Consider the following 20,640-nt stretch of genomic DNA (forward strand, 5'->3'; position numbering starts at 1 on the left):
CCAGATGTCCTACTGGCGCACGGCTACACGGACCTAAGTTAGAAGCCGAGCGGTCCGTCGACGCGCATGCGCAGCTCGCCCCGCTCCTTGGACGCCTCGCGTTGAACCTCGCGGAACGCATCGACCGCCTTCTGAGCAGCGCCTCGCGTGATCAGGGCCGATGCTCCATCCTCCCGGGGGATCACCGTCGCCTTGGCCTGTCCATCAGTGACGCCCGCCCTGGCGAGTGCGGCATCAACCCACTGGGGCGAGCCGAACAGTTGGATGTGGCGCCGGTGTGGCGGGAAGCCGAGTTCCGAGCGTTCGGCGTAGGCGTCGCGCGCGGCGTCCGCGGGGGTCCACGTGGCGAGTGCGCGCCTCACCGCGTCAGGGAGTGCACCCACGACAGTGACGGCACCTCCATCTGCCCTGGATCTCACCAACGCTGCAGCTGACATCCACCAGCGCACTGCCTTGAGTTCTCCGCCGAGCCCAATTCCCGCGGGAACCCCCGCGTCGACAATGACCAGGTGTGAGTAGCCTCCTACGACTGCGGGAAGAGCTGCGGGCGTCGCGAGTACCAGGCCGCGTTCGACGCTGAGGTCATCGACGATCCCGGTCGCGGCGCTTGAGACCGTCAACTCCGTCCCGGGCGCCATCCGTGCAAGTTGCTCCGCAATGCGCTCCACGCCCTGGCGGATGTGCTTAAGTCTCGCCCCGTGACACTCGGGGCAGTGCCACTGCGGTTGAGCGTGGCCATTTTCGACGCAGACCGGGTCAGCATCCGCGGTCGACAGCGTCAGCGGTGACTCACAGTCGCGGCAAACAGCCCACTCGTCGCAGCGCGCGCAGGCCACTGCGTTCACGTATCCCGCCCGCGGAACGATCACCCCAACCGGCCCACGATCCAAGCCCTTCTTCACCGCACGCCAGGCTGAGCCGGGCATCCAGTGCCGTCCGGAGCCACCTTCCGCTTCGCGGCGCTCGTCGGTGAGGACATCGATGGCAGGTGTGGCGGTGCGGACCTCGTCGCGTGAGGGCTCTATCCATCGCGCCCAACCGTGCTCGGCGAGGGCGGCCGCGTCCACACTCAGCGCGTAGCCGCCAACAAGCGCTGTCACTCCCCCGGTCGCCCGCATCGCCGCGACGGTGCGCGCGTGCAGGTAGGGGGCATGAGGTTCCTCGTAGACCGTGTTGGCCTCGTCCCACAGGATCAAGGTCGATAGGTGAAGTACCGGTTGGAGCACTGACGGCCTTGTCCCCACCACGATGCGCGCATGCCCGTGCATTGCCGCGAGGTACGCGCCGAACCGTGCGCTCTGCCCGTCGTCGTGGTCGAGCACCGCGACCTGTCCCCCGCTACGCGCCGTCCAACGCTTCAGACCGACCTGTTCGCATTCCTTCAACACCGCGCGTTGTGCTCGAGCGTCAGGCACCACGATCAGTGTGGAGCCGTCCGCGCCCAGGTGAGCCAACGCCTGGGCGACGATAGTGCGGGCTGGAACCGAGCATCGGCCCTCGTCAGGCAACGCCTGCCACACGGCACGCTGTCTCTGTTGGACGACCGGCTCGCCCGCGCAGCGCTCAGCTGCGGCTGCGTACGCGGGGTCGGGCTCGGGGGCTTCCCAGGTGCGTTTCTCCACCGACGCCACACGGGGCGGGGCCATCAGGCGGCACACGTCCCACACCGACCCGCCGTACCTGCGGGCGACCTCGGCGGCGAGCGTCAGAGCCTGCGGAGTGAAACTCGGGACGGCCGATGCGCTCTTGACTTCGAGCAGTTTGCCGTCGAACCCGCTGTGGTCGGCAACCCCAGTGACGATCGCGCCGACGAGTCTGCCCGCGAACGGCACGCGCACGCGGGATCCCACGGCGACCGTGCCCGTCAGTTTCTCCGGGATCGCGTAATCGAAGTCGCGATCCAGATGCGGCAGCGGAGTATCGAGCCGCACCCGCGCAATGGGTGCGGACACGACTATTGCGCTGCGCTCAGAAGGTCGCTTGCGCGGTCGGTGCGCTCCCAGGTGAAGTCTTCGAGCTCGCGTCCAAAGTGACCGTATGCGGCTGTGGCCTTGTAGATGGGGCGGCGGAGATCAAGCGCATCGATGATGGCCTGCGGGCGCAGATCGAACACCTCGCGGATGGCCTTGACGATGCGAGCGGGGTCGACGGTTTCCGTACCGAAGGTCTCGACGTACAGGCCCACGGGGTGTGCCGTGCCGATCGCGTAGGCGACCTGAACCTCGCACCGGTCTGCCAGCCCTGCGGCGACGACGTTCTTGGCGACCCATCGCATCGCATACGCCGCGGACCGGTCCACCTTGCTCGGGTCCTTGCCAGAGAACGCGCCTCCGCCGTGACGGGCCATGCCGCCGTACGTGTCGACGATGATCTTGCGGCCAGTCAGGCCGGCGTCGCCCTTGGGACCGCCGATTTCGAACCGACCGGTGGGGTTGATGAGCGAGCGGTGCCCAGTGGCGTCGAGCTCAAAGGACGCCAGGACCGGCGCGATGACTGACTCCTCGAGGGCGAGGCGTAGGTCCAGCGTGTCCCAGGCCTCGGCGTGCTGGCTCGACAGCACCACGGTGTCGACAATGCGGGCCACATCGCCGTCGTAGCCGATCGTCACCTGCGCCTTGCCGTCGGGACGGAGCCCGTCCACGGCATCTGTCTTGCGAACCTCAGCGAGCTTCTGGGTCAGGCCGTGGGCGATCGCGATCGGAAGCGGCATGAGCGCATCCGTGTCGCGGCACGCGTAGCCGAACATGAGGCCCTGGTCTCCCGCGCCAAGCTCCGAGCCATCGGTGTCCGTTGCCGAACCCACGCCCGCCCAAATGTCCGGGCTCTGCTCGCCGATCGACACCGAGACACCGCAGGAGTCACCGTCAAAGCCGACCTTGGACGACGTGTATCCGATGCCGTTGACGACGTCGCGGATAGTGCCCGGGATGTCGACGTACGCCTCGGTGGTCACCTCTCCGGAGACGTGCACCAGACCCGTCGTGACCATCGTCTCGACCGCTACGCGCGCGGCCGGGTCCTGCCGGAGCATCTCGTCCAAGATCGCGTCGGATACCTGGTCACACACCTTGTCGGGGTGGCCTTCGGTGACGGATTCGGACGTGAAGAGGCGAAGATCTGTCATGCCGCACAGCCTAGTGGCGCGCGGTGACATTGACGTCCCTACTCTGAACAGCGGTAGGCGCCTGGGACCCAAGGCCCATTCCAGCACAAGCCCGTAGTTGCTACCGTCAGCATGGGCCACGGTTCAGGGGCTTACGCGAGAGGTGGAGGAGAAGTTATGGATACGGATCTGAGGCTCATCTCGCGAATCTTCTCCGGAGGACAGACCGGCGCCGACCGCGCGGCCCTGGACGCGGCGATCAAGGCGCGCGTTGTCCACGGAGGATGGTGCCCCGCTGGCGGGTGGGCCGAGGACAAGCCGTACCCGCCCGGCGTGCTCGTGTCTTATCCGGGACTCAAGCCGACGATCGAGTCCGAGCCCGAGGTCCGCTCCCGTTACAACATCCGCGACTCGCACGCGACGCTGGTGCTGGGCGCGGTGGAATCCTCCGAGGGGTGCCAGCGCGGGGTCGCCTACGCGCGCGCTACGTCAAGGCCGGTGCTCTTGAACCCGTCCGAGCCAGACGAGGCGCTCGAGTTCCTACGGGGCGTGGGGCGCGACTTGATTGTCAACGTCGCTGGGCCGCGCGAGTCTGAAGCGCCGGGTGGCTACGACCGCGCCCGCGAGTTCATGGATGAGTTGCTCGCTTCCGCTGCCGCCTCCACGTAGCCGCAGATGGTGCATGGAGGTGTCGATTTCGCCCCGATTCTCGACACTTTATTGCACCGGACGTGGTCACCCGCGTAGCCGTTGCTGCACGACATTTATCACCATGGATCGGCACCACTCCGGGCGCTTGGTGAGATCACGCCACGTGAGCCTCAGCGTCTGATAGCCAAGGCTCGCCGTAAGTACATCGCGCTCGCGGTCACGGGCCCACGACTGCTCATCAGCGTGGAACGCACGGCCGTCGAACTCGACAATCAACCGTGCCCGCTCATGGCACATGTCCGCCACCACAGTCCGGCGACGCGCGCGGATGGTGTGCTGCCAAGTGAACTCGGAGAACGACCGGCCCACAAATACGTCACGCTTGGCGATCACCTCCATCGGAGACTGCGCGCCGTCAAGAAAGTAGCCAAGGAGCTCAGCTAGCTCACGGCGACGCTTCAACCTGGGGCGACTCGCTAGGTCTGTTGCGAGTTCCGGTGCCGAAACAATGCGCTTCCACAACGCGCGGTAGACCACGTCCGCAGCGAGGCGCACTGGAGTCAGCGCCCACGCATCGAGGACCGCGTTCGATGGCGTCACTGTAGGCACTCCGTTCACGGTGCGGTGGGCTGGCCAGGTGCGGGTGGAACGTACCGTGAGGTTGGGCTGCACGGACACGCGGTAGCCGTGAGGAACCACGAGCACATCTTCGCCCGGGACTTGCCACGTAGGTTCGAAGAGAGCCAAAGCCGTCTGCGCTGAGACGAGGCCACGTGGGATCCACATGTGGAGCGCCGCGGCACGGCACCTCGGGTCGCGTGCGTGTTGCGCCGCTACGAAGATGCCCGGCCTGATCCGCACGACCTTTGCCGTTTCAAGTGCCTGGTCCAGGCTGTAGCGAGAGAAGGCGGCAAGAACCTGGGCCCTGGAGAGCGGTCTTTCAACCCGAGCCATGTAGCGCGACAAACATTCGCCGGCGCGCGGCGGCTCGGGAGGGATGGGGTCACTCGGCACGCCTCATTCCAGCGCGGTCAGACCCGTGCGTGGCGGTGTTGCTCCTGAGGGGTGGACAGCTGCGCGGTATCCCGGGGATGGGGACGACGCTCACGTATTGCTATGTGCAGGAAAGCGCTCAAAATCAGGGCAGAATCCGCAGTTTCATGCACCGTTTGCGTCGGCGGGAGTGGCGAGGCCACCAATCGCATCGAGGACAGCGTGTGCGACTGCGAGTTTGGTTCCCGCTGCCTCGCTGACGACTTCGCCAGCAGCATCCAGCATCACGACCGAGTTCGTGGCGGTGCCGAAGCCGACATCCTGGCCGACCTCATTCACGACGAGGAGATCGGCTCCCTTGCGCCGAGCCTTAGACGCGCCGTGCTCGACAACGGAGCCCGCATCATCACCAGTTTCAGCCGCGAACCCGACAATGACCTGGCCGCCAGTATCACCAGCGGTGCCTTCGGGAATGGTCGCGTGGCTGGCCCGCTTGCGCGCGACGAGGCCCGCAAGGAGGTCGGGGGTCTGCTCAAGCTCGAGCGTCAGTCCTTCTTCGCCGGACTTTTTGAGCTTCGACGCAGATGCGGACAACGGACGGTAATCAGCCACCGCAGCAGCCATGATCACGATGTCCGCCGACTGCGATTCACTTGCCAGAGCTTTCTCGAGTTCAGCCGCCGACTCAACATCGACTCGCGTGACGCCCTCGCCCAAGGGCAAGGTCACATTGGCTGCGATGACGGTCACGGTGGCTCCGCGCTCGCGGGCAGCCTCTGCCAGAGCGAAGCCCTGCATGCCGGATGAGCGGTTACCCAGATAGCGCACCGGATCGATGGGCTCGCGGGTGCCGCCTGCTGTGATCAGCACGCGCACCCCGTCTAGGTCGCCCCAGGTGCCGCCATCTCCGCGGCCCGGTAGGACATGCGGATCACTTTCCGCCGGATTGTGACCCAGATCCCCTACTGAGGGTGTTGAGTCCGTGGCGCGGGAGGCTGCAGAGCCCTGAGCGGGGGGTGCGGAGGTGGCAGACGCACCGGACGCACCAACCAACTCGTACAGCGCGGCCACAATGACTTCAGGATCAGGCAAGCGCCCAGGACCGGAATCGGGCCCCGTCAACCGCCCAACGGCCGGCTCCAGCACAGTCACGCCACGCGAACGCAACGTGGAAACGTTCGCGATAACGGAGGGGTCGCGCCACATCTCCGTGTGCATCGCGGGACACACCAGGATGGGGGCCTCGGTCGCAAGAAGGGCGTTCCCGAGTAAGTCGGTCGCGCGTCCGGCTGCCATCTGCGCCAGGAAGTCGGCGGTGGCGGGGGCGACAAGAACGGCCTCGGCGCGTTGGCCGAGCCGAACGTGCTGCACCGACGGGACGTCGTCAAACGTCTCCGTCGGTGCAGGATGTCCAGATAGTGCCTCCCACGTCGCGCGCCCCACAAAATTCAGTGAGGCCGCGGTGGGTGTGACACGGACGTCATGTCCGTCCTCCGTGAGCAGTCGGAGCACCAGCGCCGCCTTGTATGCGGCAATGCCGCCGGTGACGCCCAGGAGGACGCGCATGACTGAGAGTTACTTCTCGGAGTCGCCCAGGTCGAGCAGGCCGCCCTCGTTGATCTCGCGCAGTGCGACCGACAGGGGCTTGTCGGTGGAGTCGGCCTCGACGAGCGGGCCGACGTTCTCGAAGTGGCCCTCACCGAGTGCCTCGTAGTACGAGTTGATCTGACGGGCACGCTTGGAGCCGTAGATCACGAGGGCGTACTTGGAGTCCACCTTCTCGAGCAGCTCATCGATGGGCGGGTTGGTGATGCCCTCGGGGTGTGCGACGGTTCCAGCCACGGTTAACTCCTCAAATTGGCGGGACGAACGGTAACAAAACTCGCACAAGTCTAGCGTGCTTGGAGAACTATGTCCTCGAGCTCGCCCAGTGCGGTGTCGAGATCGTCATTGACGACGACCTCATCAAATTCTTCAGCGGCAGCCATCTCCTGCCGCGCGGTCTCGAGCCGGCGTTCACGCTCGGCCTCATTCTCAGTGCCGCGCCCCTCAAGACGCCTCACCAGTTCCTCCCAGGACGGGGGCGCAACGAACACAAACAGCGCCTCCGGCATGGTGCGGCGCACTTGCCGTACGCCGTCCAGGTCAATCTCGAGTACAGCAGGTCGCCCTGCGGCCAGCGCGTCGAGCACAGGCTGGCGCGGCGTGCCGTAGCGGTTGGAGCCGTGAACAACGGCCCACTCGAGCAACCCGTCCTCCGCCACCAACGCATCAAACTGCTCGTGCGTGACGAAGTGATAGTCCTCGCCGTCCTGCTCGCCGGGTCGAGCGGGACGTGTTGTCGCGGACACGGACACCCAAATCTCAGGGTGTTTGTCCAAGAGCGCCTTCAGCAAGGTTCCCTTGCCCACCGCGGTGGGACCCGCGAGCACAACGAGTTGCGCCATTCAGCCCTCGCGCTTGATGAGCGCCTCGACCTGATGTGCACCAAGTCCACGCACACGGCGTGCTGGGGAGATACCGATCTCCTCCATGGCGGTTTCGGCACGCTTGGGGCCGATTCCGGGCAGGCACTGCAATAGATCGCGGACACGAATGCCGGCCAGGGCCTCATCAGCCTTGGCTTCGTTGATGGCCTTCTCGAGAGTCATTTCGCCGTGCGTGAGCTTCTCCTTGAAGACGCGGCGTGCTGAACGCACTGCGGTCGCCTTCACGAGAGCCGCGGCACGTTGCTCATCTGACAGTTCGGGTGTCGCCACGGTCCCTTCCTTTCTCTGGGGAGGATGTGCGGACGGGTCTATCCCGCCAGCGCTGTCTTCGCTGCGTCGGTCGCCTCAATAACGGCCGCGCGCAACTTTTCAACGAAGGGACCTGCACGCAGGACCCCCCTCGATTGATTGACGAGTACGAGTCCCCGAGAGTTCCCAAATACCTGGGACAACTCCTTGGCACCCGCACCCTGTGCGCCCACTCCCGGCGCGAGGATTGGCCCGTTCAGGCCCTCGAGGCCGATGCCGAGATCCGACACCGCCGATCCGACTGTCGCTCCCACGACAAGTCCAACGGAGCCCATGGGCTCCTCCCCCACGTTCAACTCCGCAGCCTGGCGGACAATCGACGCCGCGACTGCTTCACCGTCCGCGGATCGCGCGTGCTGCACTTCGTGGCCCTCGGGGTTCGAGGTCAGCGCAAGCACGAACAGCCCCTTGCCGTGCTCCTTCGCAAGCGAAACCGCCGGCGCGAGCGAACCGAAGCCCAGGTATGGCGATACGGTCAGCGCGTCACATTCCAGCGGAGCGCCAGGTACCAGGTACGACTGCGCATAACCGGCCATCGTGGATCCGATGTCGCCGCGCTTGGCGTCCAGAATCGACAGCAGCGACGCTTCACGGGCTGCGCGCAACACCGCCTCGAGGGCTGCAACGCCCTGAGAGCCGTGCCGCTCAAAGAAGGCGGCGTTGGGTTTTACTGCTGCGGCGTGTCCGGCCGATGCTTCAATCACCGCTTCACCAAAGCTCACCAAGGATTGTGGTGAGTCGGGTAGCCCCCACTGCTCGAGGAGCTCGGGGTGGGGGTCAATGCCGACGCAGAGCGGGCCAAACTCGGCCATGGCGTTCGACAAACGTGCACCGAATGTCATTCGGTCTCTCCTTAGGCGACGCATGCAGCATCGGTCATTGTGGCCATGCTACCTGCGGATACGTCCCAATGTGCGGTCAAGCACATCGGGACGTATCGACTTGTGGTGAATGAGGTCAGGCGGTGGCGTCCTGCAGGCTCAGGACCTCGAAAGGACCGGCCTGGAGCGCCTCGATCGCCTGAACGGCGGCGGACAACTGCTGAGTCGTCGTGACGATTGCAGAGTCCGCAGCGGTTGCTGCAGCACGAATCTCGTAGCCATCGGCTCGCGCTCCCTGGCCCTCCGGCGTATTGATCACGAGCGGGACCTCACCGGCGTGGATGAGTTCCACGATCGTCGGCTCACCGTCGGGGCCCACGCCCTCGGAGTACTTGCGCACCACCGTGGCGGGAATGCCGTAGCGTCCCAGGACCTGAGCGGTGCCAGCCGTTGCGAGGATCTCGAAGCCGAGCTGAGCCAGGCGCGCGATCGGGAACGAGATCGCCCCCTTGTCGCGGTCGGCCACGGAGACGAATGCCTTGCCACCAGTGGGAAGGCCACCAAAGGCTGCGGACTGCGACTTGGCGAACGCCAGCGGGAAGGTCGAGTCAAAGCCCATGACCTCACCCGTGGAACGCATTTCCGGTCCCAGAACCGTGTCAACGACCAGGCCCTCGTGGGTGCGGAAGCGCTTGAACGGCAGCACCGCCTCCTTCACGGCGATACGCTGGTCCATGTCGATCCGCGCAGCGTCGACCTCAGGTAGCACGCCATCGGCCTTGAGCTGAGCGATCGAGGTTCCTGCCATCACGAGTGACGCGGCAGTGGCCAGCGGCACACCCGTGGCCTTCGCCACGAACGGCACGGTGCGGGATGCGCGCGGGTTCGCTTCGAGGACGTACAAGACGCCGGACTGCAGCGCGTACTGGACATTCATGAGGCCATGTACGCCGATGCCCTTGGCAAGCGCCTCGGTTGAGGTGCGGATGCGCTCGAGCTCCGACAGCGACAGCGTCACCGGAGGCAGCACACACGCGGAGTCACCGGAGTGAATACCGGCCTCCTCGATGTGCTCCATGACACCGCCGAGGTAGAGCTCCTCGCCGTCGTAGAGCGCGTCGACATCGATCTCGATCGCGTCATCAAGGAAGCGGTCGATCAGCAGGGGCGCGTCGGTGACGTGATCGCCCACGTCCGCCATGCGCGTGCCGTAGTCCTCGAGCTGCGCGCGGTCATAGACGATCTCCATACCGCGTCCACCCAGAACGTACGAAGGCCGCACCAGCACCGGGTAGCCAATGCGCTCAGCGATCTCGATGGCCTCGTCGATGCCGTGAGCCGTGCCATAGGCCGGCGCCGGAAGCGCAGCGCCATCCAGCACGCGCCCAAAGGCCGCGCGGTCCTCAGCGTTATCGATCGCCTCAGGCGACGTACCGAGGATCGGAACCCCAGCATCGGCCAAACGCTTTGCGAGCGACAGCGGGGTCTGACCACCGAGCTGTACGAACATGCCCTTGACCGGGCCCGCAGCCTTCTCTGCCTCGTACACAGCCATCACGTCCTCGAACGTGAGGGGCTCAAAGTAGAGGCGGTTGGCGGTGTCGTAGTCAGTGGAGACGGTCTCGGGGTTGCAGTTAACCATGACGGTCTCGTACTGGTCCTTGAGGCTCAGGGCCGCGTGGACGCAGGAGTAGTCGAACTCGATTCCCTGGCCGATGCGGTTGGGGCCTGAGCCGAGGATCAAGACAGCCTCGCGCTCACGCGGGGCAACCTCGTTCTCGGTCTCGTACGAGCTGTAGTGGTACGGCGTACGCGCCTCAAACTCTGCGGCGCAGGTGTCGACGGTCTTGTAGACGGGCTGAACACCCAACTCGCGCCGAGCCTCAAACACGGCCTCCACCGAGATGCCACGCAACTGGGCGATCTGAGCATCGGCCAAACCGTGACGCTTGGCGGTGCGCAGCAGCGAAGCGTCCAGCGAGGACGCGTCAGCCACATCCGCGGCAATCTCGTTCATCAGCAGCATCTGGTCCAGGAACCACGGGTCAATCTTGCATGCGTCGAAGATCTGCTCGAGGGTGCAGTTGCCGGCCAACACGGCGCGCAGGAGTTGCTGGACCTGGATAAAGCGCTTCTCCGTCGGGATCATGATCGCCTCGAGTAGCGAGGCGACCTCAGCGTCGGACGGAGCGGCACCCTCCCAGCGGAAGTTCATGCCCTTCTTGTCGATCGAGCGCAGTGCCTTGCCGAGAGCCTCGGTGAAGTTGCGGCCAATCGACATTGCCTCGCCCACGGACTTCATGGTCGTGGTGAGGACGGGGTCCGCTGCCGGGAACTTCTCGAACGCGAAGCGGGGCACCTTGACGACGACGTAGTCGAGCGAAGGCTCGAACGATGCCGGGGTGGAGCCGGTGATGTCGTTGGGGATCTCGTCGAGCGTGTACCCCAGGGCCAGCTTGGCGGCGATCTTCGCGATCGGGAATCCGGTGGCCTTCGACGCCAGCGCAGACGAGCGCGACACGCGCGGGTTCATCTCGATGACGATGAGGCGCCCATTAGACGGATCCACAGCGAACTGCACGTTGCAGCCACCGGTGTCCACGCCCACCTCGCGGATGATCGCGATGCCCACGTCGCGCATGCGCTGGTACTCGCGGTCGGTGAGGGTCATGGCGGGCGCCACCGTCACGGAGTCGCCGGTGTGCACGCCGACCGGGTCCACGTTCTCGATCGAGCAGACCACCACCACGTTGTCGTTGCGGTCGCGCATGAGCTCGAGCTCGTACTCCTTCCACCCCAGAATGGACTCCTCCAGGAGAACTTCGGTGGTGGGCGAATAGTGCAGGCCGGCACCGGCGATGCGGCGCAGGTCTTCCTCGTCGTACGCGAAGCCGGAGCCCAGGCCACCCATCGTGAACGACGGGCGCACCACGACCGGGTAGTTCAGTTCCTCCGCAGCGGCCAGGCACTCGTCCATGGTGTGGCAGATGCGCGAGGCGGCCGAGTCAGCGCCGCAGCGCTCCACGACACCCTTGAACAGCTCGCGGTTCTCGCCCAGGTTGATGGCCTCGAGGTTGGCGCCAATGAGTTCGACGTCGTACTTGGCGAGGATGCCAGCGGCGTCAGCATCGATCGCTGCGTTCAGCGCAGTCTGGCCGCCAAGCGTCGGGAGCAGCGCGTCAGGGCGCTCCTTCTCGATGATCGCCTCGATCACCTCGGTGGTGATGGGCTCCACGTAGGTGGCGTCCGCGAACTCCGGGTCCGTCATGATCGTGGCGGGGTTGGAGTTGAGCAGGATCACGCGCACGCCCTCGGCGCGCAGGATGCGGCACGCCTGGGTGCCGGAGTAGTCGAACTCACAGGCCTGGCCAATAACGATGGGGCCAGAGCCGATGACGAGGACTGAGGAAATGTCGTCGCGCTTGGGCATCAGACGCGCTCCCCCTTCATGACGGAGATGAAACGATCGAACAAGTAGGACGCATCGTGCGGACCTGCGGCGGCCTCCGGGTGGTACTGCACGGAGAAGGCGGGCAGGTCGAGGCACTCGAGGCCTTCGACGACGTCGTCATTGAGGCACACGTGGGACACCTTGACGCGGCCGTATCCGGCGGGTGAGTCCGACTCCCCCTCCAGCGGCGCGTCCACGGCGAAGCCGTGATTGTGAGCGGTGACCTCCACCTTGCCGGTGGTGCGGTCCATCACGGGCTGGTTGATGCCGCGGTGGCCGAACTGGAGCTTGTAGGTGCCGTACCCGAGCGCGCGGCCCAGCATCTGGTTGCCGAAGCAGATGCCGAAAAACGGCACCTTGGCGTCGAGCACCTTGCGCAGCTGGTCGACCGCGTGGGTCGCCGCGGCGGGGTCGCCCGGCCCGTTGGAGAAGAACACGCCGTCAGGGTTCTCGGCGAGGATTTGCTCAGCGGTCCACGAGGAGGGCACGACGGTGACGCGGATTCCGCGCTCGGCCATCATGCGGGGCGTGTTGGCCTTGATGCCGAGGTCGACGGCCACAACGTCAGCGACCTTCTCCGCACCCTCGGCGGGTTCAACCACGTAAGCCTCAGGAGCCGTGACCTCATCGGCCAGGTGTGCACCAGACATTTCGGCACCAGCCTTGACGCGCGACACGAGCTCCTCGACAGGGGCCAACGCGTCGCCGCTAAAGATGCCCGCACGCATTACGCCTTCGCGCAGGATACGCGTGAGCTGGCGGGTGTCGATGCCGGAGATACCGACAATCCCCTGTGCCTCGAGGTCGTCGTCGAGCGTGCGCTGGGCGCGCCAGTTCGAGGAACGTCGGGAGGGGTCGCGCACCACGTACCCGGCAACCCAGATCTGACGGGATTCATCGTCCTCATCGTTGACACCGGTGTTGCCGATGTGGGGTGCCGTCATGACCACGATCTGACGGTGGTAGCTAGGGTCGGTGAGTGTCTCCTGGTAGCCGGTCATGCCGGTGTTGAAGACGATCTCTCCCAGGGTTTGGCCGGTGGCGCCGTAAGCGGCGCCTTCAAACGTCCGGCCGTCCTCGAGGACGAGGACCGCGGGGCTGTCAGTCACGCGAATGCTCCTTCAAACGAAACGTCAGTGTAGGTGGGGCGGCCGCGCAGGAAGGTGGCGACGGCGCGTCCCGGAAGCTCAATCCCGCCAAAGGGCGAGTTGTTGGACCGCGAGGCGGTGGCGCTGGGCTCCACCGTCCACGTGGCCGTGGGGTCAATGAGGGTGATGTTGGCAGGCTCGCCCACCTCAAGGGGGCGACCGTGGCCCTCATCCCGGCCGATGCTGGCTGGGGTTGTCGACATGACCCTCGCCACATCGCGCCACGACAGGGCGCCACTGTCCACCATGGTCTTCTGCACGATGCCGACGGCCGTTTCGAGGCCGATCATGCCCATCGCGGCGGCTCCCCACTCGCAGTCCTTGTCCTCGTCCGGGTGCGGAGCGTGGTCGGTGGCGACGATGTCGATGGTGCCGTCGGCCAGTCCCGCGCGGACGGCGTCGACGTCGGCCTGGGTGCGAAGCGGCGGGTTGACCTTGAAGCGCGGGTCGTAGCCGCGCACGTTCTCATCGGTCAGCAGCAGGTGGTGCGGCATGACTTCGGCGGTCACGTCGATGCCCTTGGCCTTGGCCCAGCGGATGATCTCCACGGATCCGGCGGTGGACAGGTGGCACACATGCAGGCGGGAGCCGACGTGCTCAGCGAGCAGCACGTCGCGAGCAATGATCGACTCCTCTGCGACGGCGGGCCATCCGGCCAGCCCCAAATCGGTCGACACCAGACCCTCGTGCATCTGGGCACCCTCGGTCAGGCGCGGGTCCTGAGCGTGCTGGGCGATGACGCCGTCGAACGTCTTGACGTACTCGAGCGCGCGGCGCATCAGCACGGGGTCGTGCACGCACTTGCCGTCGTCGCTGAACACGCGCACCTGGGCACGCGAGTTGGCCATGGCGCCCATCTCGGAGAGCTGGTTGCCCTCGAGCCCCACGGTGACGGCACCCACGGGATAGACGTCGACCAGACCGACTTCTTTACCCCGCGAGGCAACCTGCTCCACGACACCGGCGGTGTCCGCGGTGGGGGTCGTGTTCGCCATGGCGTGGACGGCAACAAAGCCGCCCTTGGCGGCAGAACGCGACCCCGTCTCGATGGTCTCGGCGTCCTCACGCCCGGGCTCACGAAGGTGAACGTGAATGTCCACCAAGCCCGGAAGGGCGACCAGACCGGAGGCGTCGATCGTACGGGCGCCAGCCGGAGCATCGGCCCTATCCAAGGAAGCGATGCGTCCGTCAACGATCACAAGGTCGGCGGTGGTGTCGCCATACAGCGACGCGTTCTCAATGACGATGGCGTCCGTCTCAGTCATTGGGCGCCTCCTCTCCGGACAGCAGCAGGTACAGGGCGGCCATGCGCACGGCGACGCCGTTGCTGACCTGTTCGACGATCACGGACCGCGGCGAGTCCGCTGCCTCCGCAGAGATTTCCAGGCCGCGGTTCATGGGGCCAGGGTGAAGGATGATGGCGTGCTCGGGCATGCGGTCCATGCGGGCACGGTCCAGGCCAAACAGGCGCGTGTACTCCTCGGGCGAGGGGAAGAACCCCGATCCCCCGCCGGTCATGCGCTCGCGCTGGACGCGCAGCATCATGATGGCGTCGAAGTCGTGAGCCTCGAGGGCGCTGTCGAGCGTGTAGTGGACGGAGATGTCCTCACGCGCCGCCATGCCGAACGGGATCAGCGTGGGCGGTGCGACGACCACCACGTTGGCGCCCAGGGTCTTGAGCAGCGCGATGTTGGAGCCGGCCACGCGAGAGTGCAGGACGTCGCCCACGATCGCGACCGTGAGCCCGTCCAGACCCCTGCCGTCCGGCTCGGTGACGAGGTGGCGACGCATCGTGAAAGCGTCCAGCAGCGCCTGCGTGGGGTGCTGGTGCGTGCCGTCGCCAGCGTTCAAGACCGCGCCGTGCATCCAGCCGGACTGCGCGAGACGGTCTGCGGCGCCGGAGGCCCAGTGGCGGATGACAACGGCATCGGCCCCCATGGCCTGCAGCGTGAGCGCGGTGTCCTTGAGCGACTCCCCCTTGGACAGCGAGGAGCCCTTCGCGGAAAAGTTGATGACATCCGCACTGAGGCGCTTGGCGGCGGCCTCGAAGCTGATGCGCGTGCGGGTGGAGTCCTCGAAGAAGAGGTTCACGACAGTCCGGCCGCGCAATGTGGGCAGCTTGCGGATCTCGCGATCCTGCGTGGCGGCCATCTGCGCGGTGGTGTCGAGGATGAGTGTGGCGTCCTCGCGGGTCATGTCCTGGGTGCCGAGCAGGTGCTTCATGAGCGGCCTCCGGACAGGATCACGGCGTCTTCGTCATCGGTCTCGCCCAGGTGCACGTCAACGCGCTCGGAACGCGAGGTGGGGATGTTCTTGCCCACGTAGTCCGCGCGGATGGGAAGTTCGCGGTGGCCGCGATCCACGAGGACTGCGAGCTGGACGGCCTTGGGGCGGCCCTCGTCCTTGATCGCGTCCAGTGCAGCGCGGATGGTGCGGCCGGTGTGCAGGACGTCGTCGACCAGGACCACGGTGGCGTCGTCGATGCCGACTTTCGGGAGCGTCGTAGGGCCGATGCTGCGGGTGGGCTGCTTGCGCAGGTCATCCCGGTACATGGTGATGTCGAGCGCTCCGCAGCGGGCGGCGGCGTCGAAGCTGGGCTCGACCTCGGCGAGGCGCTGGGCCAGGCGGTGAGCGAGCGGAACGCCGCGGGTGGGGATTCCCAAAAGGACGAGGTGCTCGGGGCCCTCGTTGCGTTCGAGGATCTCGTGAGCAATGCGTGTGAGTGCGCGTCCGATGTCGGGCGCACCAAGAATGGTGCCAGTCATCCTGGCGACCTCCTTCCCCGCCTCTCTGGACGGTCCTTAAAGGAAATCTGTCGTCCGTCAGCCTACCTGAGGATCGCGGTCGTGAGTGTCCGAATCAGCAGGTGCATCAAGATCCGGGCGGTAGATGCGAGGACGGGACCGCCCCTGCATACCCCGCACGTAAATTCGGCGCCGTAGCCGGATGAGAGCGCGCACCAACAGCAAGATCGAACCCAACAGGTACAGGACCAGCCCGGCGGTCTCGTAATCGCTGAAGAAGTTCAGGATGGAGCCGGCGACAAACAGCAGACCCGTGAAGAGGTCATTGAGTATTGACGCGGCTTCCCAACGCTTCTCAATGTCGATCTGCCGCTTGCCAACGCGGATGCTCAGATCCCCGTAGGGCTCCGAGAAGATCGAGACGCCCTCGCCCTCACCGGCGACATATCCGTGTGCAGAATCACCGTGATGGCGAGGATCGTGGTCGGGCTGCTCCGGGTTCGCTTTGGTCATGAACTACACCTAGCACTTACCAATCGGGGTGCTCGAGTTAAGCGGGCTCCGAACCCAATGCGGGTGCGTCGCGGGCAATACGGCCCAGGACGCCGTTGATGAAGCGCGGCGAGTCGTCGGTCGACAGTTCGACAGCCAGGCTCACGGCCTCGTCGATCGCGACAGCCGAGGCGACCTCGTCATTGCACAACAGTTCCCAGGAGCCGATGCGTAGCAAGTTGCGGTCCACGGCTGGCATGCGGTCGAGAGTCCAATCAGGAGCCGCGTCCTGAATGATCGAGTCGAGTTCGCGGCGCCGCGCGATCACTCCCCTGATGATCTCGCGGGCGTACTCCGGCAATGGAGTCTCGCGTCCCGAGTTCACCAGGCGCTCTTCCAGCGCCTGTGCCAGCGGCATAGAACGCTGTTCGGCCTCGAAGAGGACGTCGAGGGCGCGCTTGCGTGCCTTGGTGCGGGCGCTCACTAGTCGTTCACGCGGCCGAGGTAGTCGCCCGACTCGGTGTTGACCTTGACCTTTGTGCCCTGCTCGAGGAACAGCGGGACCTGGATTTCCTTGCCGGTCTCGAGCGTCGCGGGCTTGGTGCCACCGGAAGAACGGTCGCCCTGCAGGCCAGGTTCGGTGTAGGTGACTTCGAGAACCACGGATGCGGGCAGCTCAAGGAAAATCGGGTTGTCGTTGTGCGACCCGATCGTGGCCTTCTCGTTCTCGAGCAGGTAGTCGGTCGCGTTGCCCATGATCTCGGGGTTGATCGTGACCTGGTCGAACGTGTTGGGGTCCATGAACACGTAGCCGGTGCCGTCGTTGTAGAGGTACTGCATGTCGCGGCGGTCGACGGTCTCGATCTCGACCTTGGCGCCAGCGTTGAACGTCTTGTCGACGACCTTGCCGGAGAGGACATTCTTCATCTTGGTGCGCACGAACGCGCCACCCTTGCCGGGCTTAACGTGCTGGAAGTCAATGACGGTCCAGAGGTTGCCGTCGAGATTCAGCACGGTGCCGTTCTTGATGTCGTTTGAAGAGGCCACGAGTGATGTCCTGTCGTTGAAGTCTTGTTTTTGAACCGCAGACGATTCTAGCGGAAAGCGCCCTACTGACCGGCGATGGCGCTCAGGGCGAGGCGGTACGAGTCCGTGCCGAAGCCTGCGATGGTGCCTGTTGCGACGCCAGAGACCACGGAGGTGTGCCGGAACTCCTCGCGCGTGTGCGGGTTGGTGAGGTGCACCTCGATGAGTAGGAGGTCCGCTCCCGTCACCATTGCGCATGCGTCACGCAGTGCGTAGCTGTAGTGGGTGAAGGCCGCCGGGTTGAGGACCACGCCCCACTGCGAATCGACTGCTTGGTGCATCCACTCGACGAGTTCCGACTCGTCGTTGGTCTGGCGCATGACGACCTCGAGGCCTTGCTCAGCTCCCCACTGCATGCACAGCGCCGCCAACTCGTCGTACGACGTTGAGCCGTACTTGTCGGGTTCGCGGGTGCCCAGACGGTTGAGATTGGGGCCGTTGGCGATGAGGACGGTCGTCATGGCGTTCAGCCTAGCGACCGTGGCGTTACAGGGACACTGCCCCGCCGCGCACTGGCGCGCTCGAGACAGCATCGTAAGCACCGAGGAGCAGCACGGGGTCTGGCCCCTCGAGTCGCACGGGGTTGCCGATTCCCTGCAGAACGACGAACCTCAGCAGATCTCCGCGAGTCTTCTTGTCGCGCTTCATGGCGGTGTGGAGTGCGTCCCAGCGCTCGGCCGGGTATGTGGTGGGCAGGCCCAGCGACGTGAGGATGCTGCGGTGGCGCTCCACGGAAGGCTCGTCGAGGCGGCCTGCGAGGTGAGCGAGCTCCGCAGCGAACACCATGCCGACCGACACTGCTGCGCCGTGACGCCACTGAAAGCGCTCCGTGTATTCGATGGCGTGCCCGAAGGTGTGGCCGTAGTTGAGGATCTCGCGCAGGTCCGATTCCTTGAGGTCGGCGGCCACGACGGTCGCCTTCACTTGGATCTTCCGCGCGATGAGTTCCTCGAGGGTCACCATGGCGGCGTCGGTGAGTTCGGGTGCCTTGAGTGCCTCAGCGTGCTCCTCGATCAGGTCGAGGATGCCGGTGTCCGAGATGAAACCACCCTTGACGACCTCCGCGAGACCAGCGACGCGGTCGTTGGCCGGCAGGGTCTGGAGCGTGTCGAGGTCGCACCAGACGCTGAGCGGCTCGTGGAATGCGCCCACGAGGTTCTTGCCCTCGTTGGTGTTGATGCCTGTCTTGCCGCCCACGGCGGCATCGACCATTCCGAGCACAGTGGTGGGCATCTGGATGACGCCCACGCCACGCAACCAACTCGCCGCAACGAACCCCGCGAGGTCGGTAACCGCTCCCCCGCCCAGGCCGATCACAACATCGGATCGTGTGAAATCAGACTTGCCCAGGACGCCCCAGCAGAACGCGGCGACCTCGGCGGTCTTGCCTGCCTCGGCATCGGGCACCTCGACCAAGATGGCGGTGCGCCCTGAGGCTTCAATGCGTCCACGCAGAACCTCGCCGCGGTCGCGGAGCGGCGCAGAGTGGACGATCAGGACACGCTTGGCTGTCTCGGGAATGGATTCGACTGCAGGATCGGTGAGATTGGTGCCGACCGTCACTGCGTACGGCGCGGACGAGGTGACCTCAATGGTCCGGCTCATGCGTGCTTCTCCAGTTTCTCGATCATCTCCGCTACCTGCTCAGGCGAGAGATTGTCGGTATCGACGCGGTCGGTTGCGAGCTCCTCGTAGATCGGGCGCCGCGCGTCCATCAGGGCTAGCCACTGCTGGCGAGGGTTGCCCACCAAGAGCGGACGCGACTTGTTCAGGCCCACGCGCGGGCTTGCCGCCTTGAGTGACACGTCAAGGAAGACCACATGAGTTCCTTCGCCGGCGGCCTGGCGCATGCGCTCCTGGGTGGCCTCGCGCAAAATTGCGCCGCCTCCCAAGGAGAGGATTCCGTCGTGGGTGGCCAGAGCATCGGCCACTGCTTGTTCTTCGAGGTCGCGGAAGACCGCTTCGCCGTCATCGAGAAAGACGTCCGGGATGGACTTGCCGGCGCGCTGCGCGATGTCCTCGTCGGTGTCCCGCCAACTGAGGCCGGTTGAGCGGGCCAGGACGCGACCGACCGAGGTCTTGCCAGACCCGGGTGGGCCCATGAGGACGATGCGCGGGCCCGCCATTAGCGCAGGTGCTCGGGGATGTTGGCGACGTAGGTCTCGATGTTGCGGCGGACCTCGGCGACCGAGTCACCACCGAACTTCTCGATGAGCGAGTCAGCGAGGGTGAGCGCAACCATGGCCTGAGCCACGACCGCTGCGGGTGCGACTGCACATACATCCGAGCGCTGGTGGATGGCCTTCGCGGCCTCCCCCGTCTCGGTGTCGATCGTGTCAAGGGCGCGGGGCACGGTGCTGATGGGCTTCATTGCAGCGGAGACGCGCAACGGTTCCCCGTTGGTCATGCCGCCCTCGACGCCGCCCGCGCGGTTGGTGCGCCGGGCAACTCCGTCTTCCTTGTACTCAATCTCGTCGTGAGCCTGCGAGCCGCGGCGTCCTGCCGTGCGGAAGCCGTCGCCGACTTCGACGCCCTTGATGGCCTGAATGCCCATGAGCGCTCCAGCGAGACGCGCGTCGAGCCTGCGGTCCCAGTGCACGTGGCTACCGAGTCCCACAGGTAGCCCGTACGCGACGACCTCGACGACGCCACCCATGGTGTCGCCCTCGTTTTGGCAGATGTCAATCTCCTCGACCATGCGGGCCGAGGTTTCGGCGTGGAAGCAGCGGATCGGGTCCTCGTCGAGCTGCGGGGTTGCGTCTGCCGGAGGCAGCGGTGCGTCCTCGGGAACACGGATGGGGCCCACCTGCGTGGTGTGCGACACGAGCTTTACCCCGGCGGCCTGCTCGAGGAACGCCTCGGCCACCGTGCCGAGCGCAACGCGTGCGGCGGTTTCGCGGGCCGATGCGCGCTCCAGCACAGGACGGGCGTCTTCAAAGCCGTACTTCGTCATGCCGACCAGGTCTGCGTGACCGGGGCGCGGACGCGTCAACGCGGCAGCCCGAGCACCGGTCAGTTCGGAAGGGTCCACGGGGTCCGCGCTCATGACGGTTTCCCACTTGGGCCACTCGGTGTTGCCCACCTGAATGGCGACAGGACCACCCTGGCTTACGCCGTGGCGCACGCCGCCCAGCAACGTGACCTGATCCTGCTCGAACTTCATGCGGGCACCACGGCCATAACCAAGCCGGCGACGCGTCAGCGCTGCCTGAATGTCGGACGACGTGAACTCAACCCCTGCGGGGAGTCCTTCGAGCGTGCCGACCAGAGCGGGACCGTGAGATTCACCTGCGGTGAGCCATCTAAGCATGGGTGTCATTGTGCCAGAGGGCACGTCGCTCCTGGTCTCGCAC

The 20,640-nt window shown here is 65.7% G+C and carries 21 protein-coding genes; 1 reads left to right on the forward strand and 20 read right to left on the reverse strand.

The window, feature by feature from the left end:
* Positions 1 to 38 precede the first annotated feature (38 nt).
* Positions 39 to 1,952, reverse strand: coding sequence for a primosomal protein N' family DNA-binding protein (locus AOP74_RS09470; protein WP_152649262.1), 1,914 nt, complete (start codon positions 1,950 to 1,952; stop codon positions 39 to 41).
* Between the two features lie 2 nt (positions 1,953 to 1,954).
* The gene (metK, locus tag AOP74_RS09475) at positions 1,955 to 3,124 is read right to left on the reverse strand and encodes a methionine adenosyltransferase (protein ID WP_061962140.1); all 1,170 of its coding nucleotides are present in this window, start codon (positions 3,122 to 3,124) and stop codon (positions 1,955 to 1,957) included.
* Positions 3,125 to 3,280: 156 nt separating this feature from the next.
* Between metK and AOP74_RS09480 the strand changes: the two genes are divergently transcribed.
* Entirely contained in the window at positions 3,281 to 3,772 is a 492-nt protein-coding gene (locus AOP74_RS09480) for a YpsA SLOG family protein (protein ID WP_061962141.1), read from the forward strand.
* 66 nt (positions 3,773 to 3,838) lie between these two features.
* On the opposite strand, the gene AOP74_RS09485 is transcribed toward AOP74_RS09480, so the two are convergent.
* The 18 genes from AOP74_RS09485 to aroC form a co-directional block, all read right to left on the reverse strand.
* Entirely contained in the window at positions 3,839 to 4,540 is a 702-nt protein-coding gene (locus AOP74_RS09485) for an endonuclease domain-containing protein (RefSeq protein ID WP_061962142.1), read from the reverse strand.
* 372 nt (positions 4,541 to 4,912) lie between these two features.
* On the reverse strand, positions 4,913 to 6,313 hold the full coding sequence (locus tag AOP74_RS09490; protein WP_061962143.1) for a bifunctional phosphopantothenoylcysteine decarboxylase/phosphopantothenate synthase: 1,401 nt from the start codon (positions 6,311 to 6,313) through the stop codon (positions 4,913 to 4,915).
* A 9-nt stretch (positions 6,314 to 6,322) separates the two neighbouring features.
* Complete coding sequence (gene rpoZ, locus AOP74_RS09495; RefSeq protein ID WP_061962144.1) at positions 6,323 to 6,589, reverse strand: DNA-directed RNA polymerase subunit omega; 267 nt, start codon at positions 6,587 to 6,589, stop codon at positions 6,323 to 6,325.
* Between the two features lie 50 nt (positions 6,590 to 6,639).
* Complete coding sequence (gmk, locus tag AOP74_RS09500) at positions 6,640 to 7,194, reverse strand: guanylate kinase (protein WP_061962145.1); 555 nt, start codon at positions 7,192 to 7,194, stop codon at positions 6,640 to 6,642.
* Entirely contained in the window at positions 7,195 to 7,506 is a 312-nt protein-coding gene (gene mihF, locus AOP74_RS09505; RefSeq protein WP_061962146.1) for an integration host factor, actinobacterial type, read from the reverse strand.
* Between the two features lie 38 nt (positions 7,507 to 7,544).
* Positions 7,545 to 8,387, reverse strand: a complete 843-nt coding sequence (gene pyrF / locus AOP74_RS09510; protein WP_201774326.1) for an orotidine-5'-phosphate decarboxylase — start codon at positions 8,385 to 8,387, stop codon at positions 7,545 to 7,547.
* A gap of 115 nt (positions 8,388 to 8,502) precedes the next feature.
* Positions 8,503 to 11,796 carry a carbamoyl-phosphate synthase large subunit gene (gene carB / locus AOP74_RS09515; protein WP_061962148.1) on the reverse strand — a complete coding sequence of 1,098 codons (3,294 nt, stop codon included), beginning with the start codon at positions 11,794 to 11,796 and terminating at the stop codon, positions 8,503 to 8,505.
* Positions 11,796 to 12,926: a glutamine-hydrolyzing carbamoyl-phosphate synthase small subunit gene (carA, locus tag AOP74_RS09520; protein ID WP_082096239.1), complete on the reverse strand. Its 1,131-nt coding sequence runs from the start codon at positions 12,924 to 12,926 to the stop codon at positions 11,796 to 11,798. The genes carB and carA overlap by 1 nt, the downstream gene beginning before the upstream one ends.
* Positions 12,923 to 14,230: a dihydroorotase gene (locus tag AOP74_RS09525; RefSeq protein ID WP_061962150.1), complete on the reverse strand. Its 1,308-nt coding sequence runs from the start codon at positions 14,228 to 14,230 to the stop codon at positions 12,923 to 12,925. Before AOP74_RS09525 ends, carA begins: the two co-directional genes overlap by 4 nt.
* Positions 14,223 to 15,188, reverse strand: a complete 966-nt coding sequence (locus AOP74_RS09530) for an aspartate carbamoyltransferase catalytic subunit (protein ID WP_061962151.1) — start codon at positions 15,186 to 15,188, stop codon at positions 14,223 to 14,225. The genes AOP74_RS09525 and AOP74_RS09530 overlap by 8 nt, the downstream gene beginning before the upstream one ends.
* Positions 15,185 to 15,730 carry a bifunctional pyr operon transcriptional regulator/uracil phosphoribosyltransferase PyrR gene (gene pyrR, locus AOP74_RS09535; protein ID WP_061962152.1) on the reverse strand — a complete coding sequence of 182 codons (546 nt, stop codon included), beginning with the start codon at positions 15,728 to 15,730 and terminating at the stop codon, positions 15,185 to 15,187. The genes AOP74_RS09530 and pyrR overlap by 4 nt, the downstream gene beginning before the upstream one ends.
* A 57-nt stretch (positions 15,731 to 15,787) precedes the next feature.
* Positions 15,788 to 16,222: a YrhK family protein gene (locus tag AOP74_RS09540; RefSeq protein WP_061962153.1), complete on the reverse strand. Its 435-nt coding sequence runs from the start codon at positions 16,220 to 16,222 to the stop codon at positions 15,788 to 15,790.
* Between the two features lie 37 nt (positions 16,223 to 16,259).
* Positions 16,260 to 16,685, reverse strand: coding sequence for a transcription antitermination factor NusB (gene nusB / locus AOP74_RS09545; protein ID WP_061962154.1), 426 nt, complete (start codon positions 16,683 to 16,685; stop codon positions 16,260 to 16,262).
* The gene (efp, locus tag AOP74_RS09550; protein WP_061962155.1) at positions 16,685 to 17,248 is read right to left on the reverse strand and encodes an elongation factor P; all 564 of its coding nucleotides are present in this window, start codon (positions 17,246 to 17,248) and stop codon (positions 16,685 to 16,687) included. The genes nusB and efp overlap by 1 nt, the downstream gene beginning before the upstream one ends.
* Positions 17,249 to 17,310: 62 nt before the next feature.
* Positions 17,311 to 17,748, reverse strand: a complete 438-nt coding sequence (gene aroQ, locus AOP74_RS09555) for a type II 3-dehydroquinate dehydratase (RefSeq protein WP_061962156.1) — start codon at positions 17,746 to 17,748, stop codon at positions 17,311 to 17,313.
* 25 nt (positions 17,749 to 17,773) lie between these two features.
* On the reverse strand, positions 17,774 to 18,892 hold the full coding sequence (aroB, locus tag AOP74_RS09560; protein WP_061962157.1) for a 3-dehydroquinate synthase: 1,119 nt from the start codon (positions 18,890 to 18,892) through the stop codon (positions 17,774 to 17,776).
* Positions 18,889 to 19,413, reverse strand: coding sequence for a shikimate kinase (locus tag AOP74_RS09565; protein ID WP_061962158.1), 525 nt, complete (start codon positions 19,411 to 19,413; stop codon positions 18,889 to 18,891). Before AOP74_RS09565 ends, aroB begins: the two co-directional genes overlap by 4 nt.
* Positions 19,413 to 20,597 (reverse strand): chorismate synthase, encoded by a 1,185-nt coding sequence (aroC, locus tag AOP74_RS09570; RefSeq protein WP_061962159.1) that lies wholly within the window; start codon positions 20,595 to 20,597, stop codon positions 19,413 to 19,415. The genes AOP74_RS09565 and aroC overlap by 1 nt, the downstream gene beginning before the upstream one ends.
* Between the last annotated feature and the right edge of the window lie 43 nt (positions 20,598 to 20,640).

The sequence above is a fragment of the Demequina flava genome, assembly GCF_000975035.1.
GTDB lineage: Bacteria > Actinomycetota > Actinomycetes > Actinomycetales > Demequinaceae > Demequina > Demequina flava.

Bases quoted from the DNA above. Each gene is read 5' to 3' on its own strand.
- metK (WP_061962140.1), bottom strand. From the start codon at position 3,124: ATGACAGATCTTCGCCTCTTCACGTCCGAATCCGTCACCGAAGGCCAC.
- AOP74_RS09480 (WP_061962141.1), top strand. From the start codon at position 3,281: ATGGATACGGATCTGAGGCTCATCTCGCGAATCTTCTCCGGAGGACAG.
- AOP74_RS09485 (WP_061962142.1), bottom strand. From the start codon at position 4,540: ATGTGGATCCCACGTGGCCTCGTCTCAGCGCAGACGGCTTTGGCTCTC.
- AOP74_RS09490 (WP_061962143.1), bottom strand. From the start codon at position 6,313: ATGCGCGTCCTCCTGGGCGTCACCGGCGGCATTGCCGCATACAAGGCG.
- gmk (WP_061962145.1), bottom strand. From the start codon at position 7,194: ATGGCGCAACTCGTTGTGCTCGCGGGTCCCACCGCGGTGGGCAAGGGA.
- pyrF (WP_201774326.1), bottom strand. From the start codon at position 8,387: ATGACATTCGGTGCACGTTTGTCGAACGCCATGGCCGAGTTTGGCCCG.
- carB (WP_061962148.1), bottom strand. From the start codon at position 11,796: ATGCCCAAGCGCGACGACATTTCCTCAGTCCTCGTCATCGGCTCTGGC.
- AOP74_RS09525 (WP_061962150.1), bottom strand. From the start codon at position 14,230: ATGACTGAGACGGACGCCATCGTCATTGAGAACGCGTCGCTGTATGGC.
- AOP74_RS09530 (WP_061962151.1), bottom strand. From the start codon at position 15,188: ATGAAGCACCTGCTCGGCACCCAGGACATGACCCGCGAGGACGCCACA.
- pyrR (WP_061962152.1), bottom strand. From the start codon at position 15,730: ATGACTGGCACCATTCTTGGTGCGCCCGACATCGGACGCGCACTCACA.
- AOP74_RS09540 (WP_061962153.1), bottom strand. From the start codon at position 16,222: ATGACCAAAGCGAACCCGGAGCAGCCCGACCACGATCCTCGCCATCAC.
- aroQ (WP_061962156.1), bottom strand. From the start codon at position 17,748: ATGACGACCGTCCTCATCGCCAACGGCCCCAATCTCAACCGTCTGGGC.
- aroB (WP_061962157.1), bottom strand. From the start codon at position 18,892: ATGAGCCGGACCATTGAGGTCACCTCGTCCGCGCCGTACGCAGTGACG.
- AOP74_RS09565 (WP_061962158.1), bottom strand. From the start codon at position 19,413: ATGGCGGGCCCGCGCATCGTCCTCATGGGCCCACCCGGGTCTGGCAAG.
- aroC (WP_061962159.1), bottom strand. From the start codon at position 20,597: ATGCTTAGATGGCTCACCGCAGGTGAATCTCACGGTCCCGCTCTGGTC.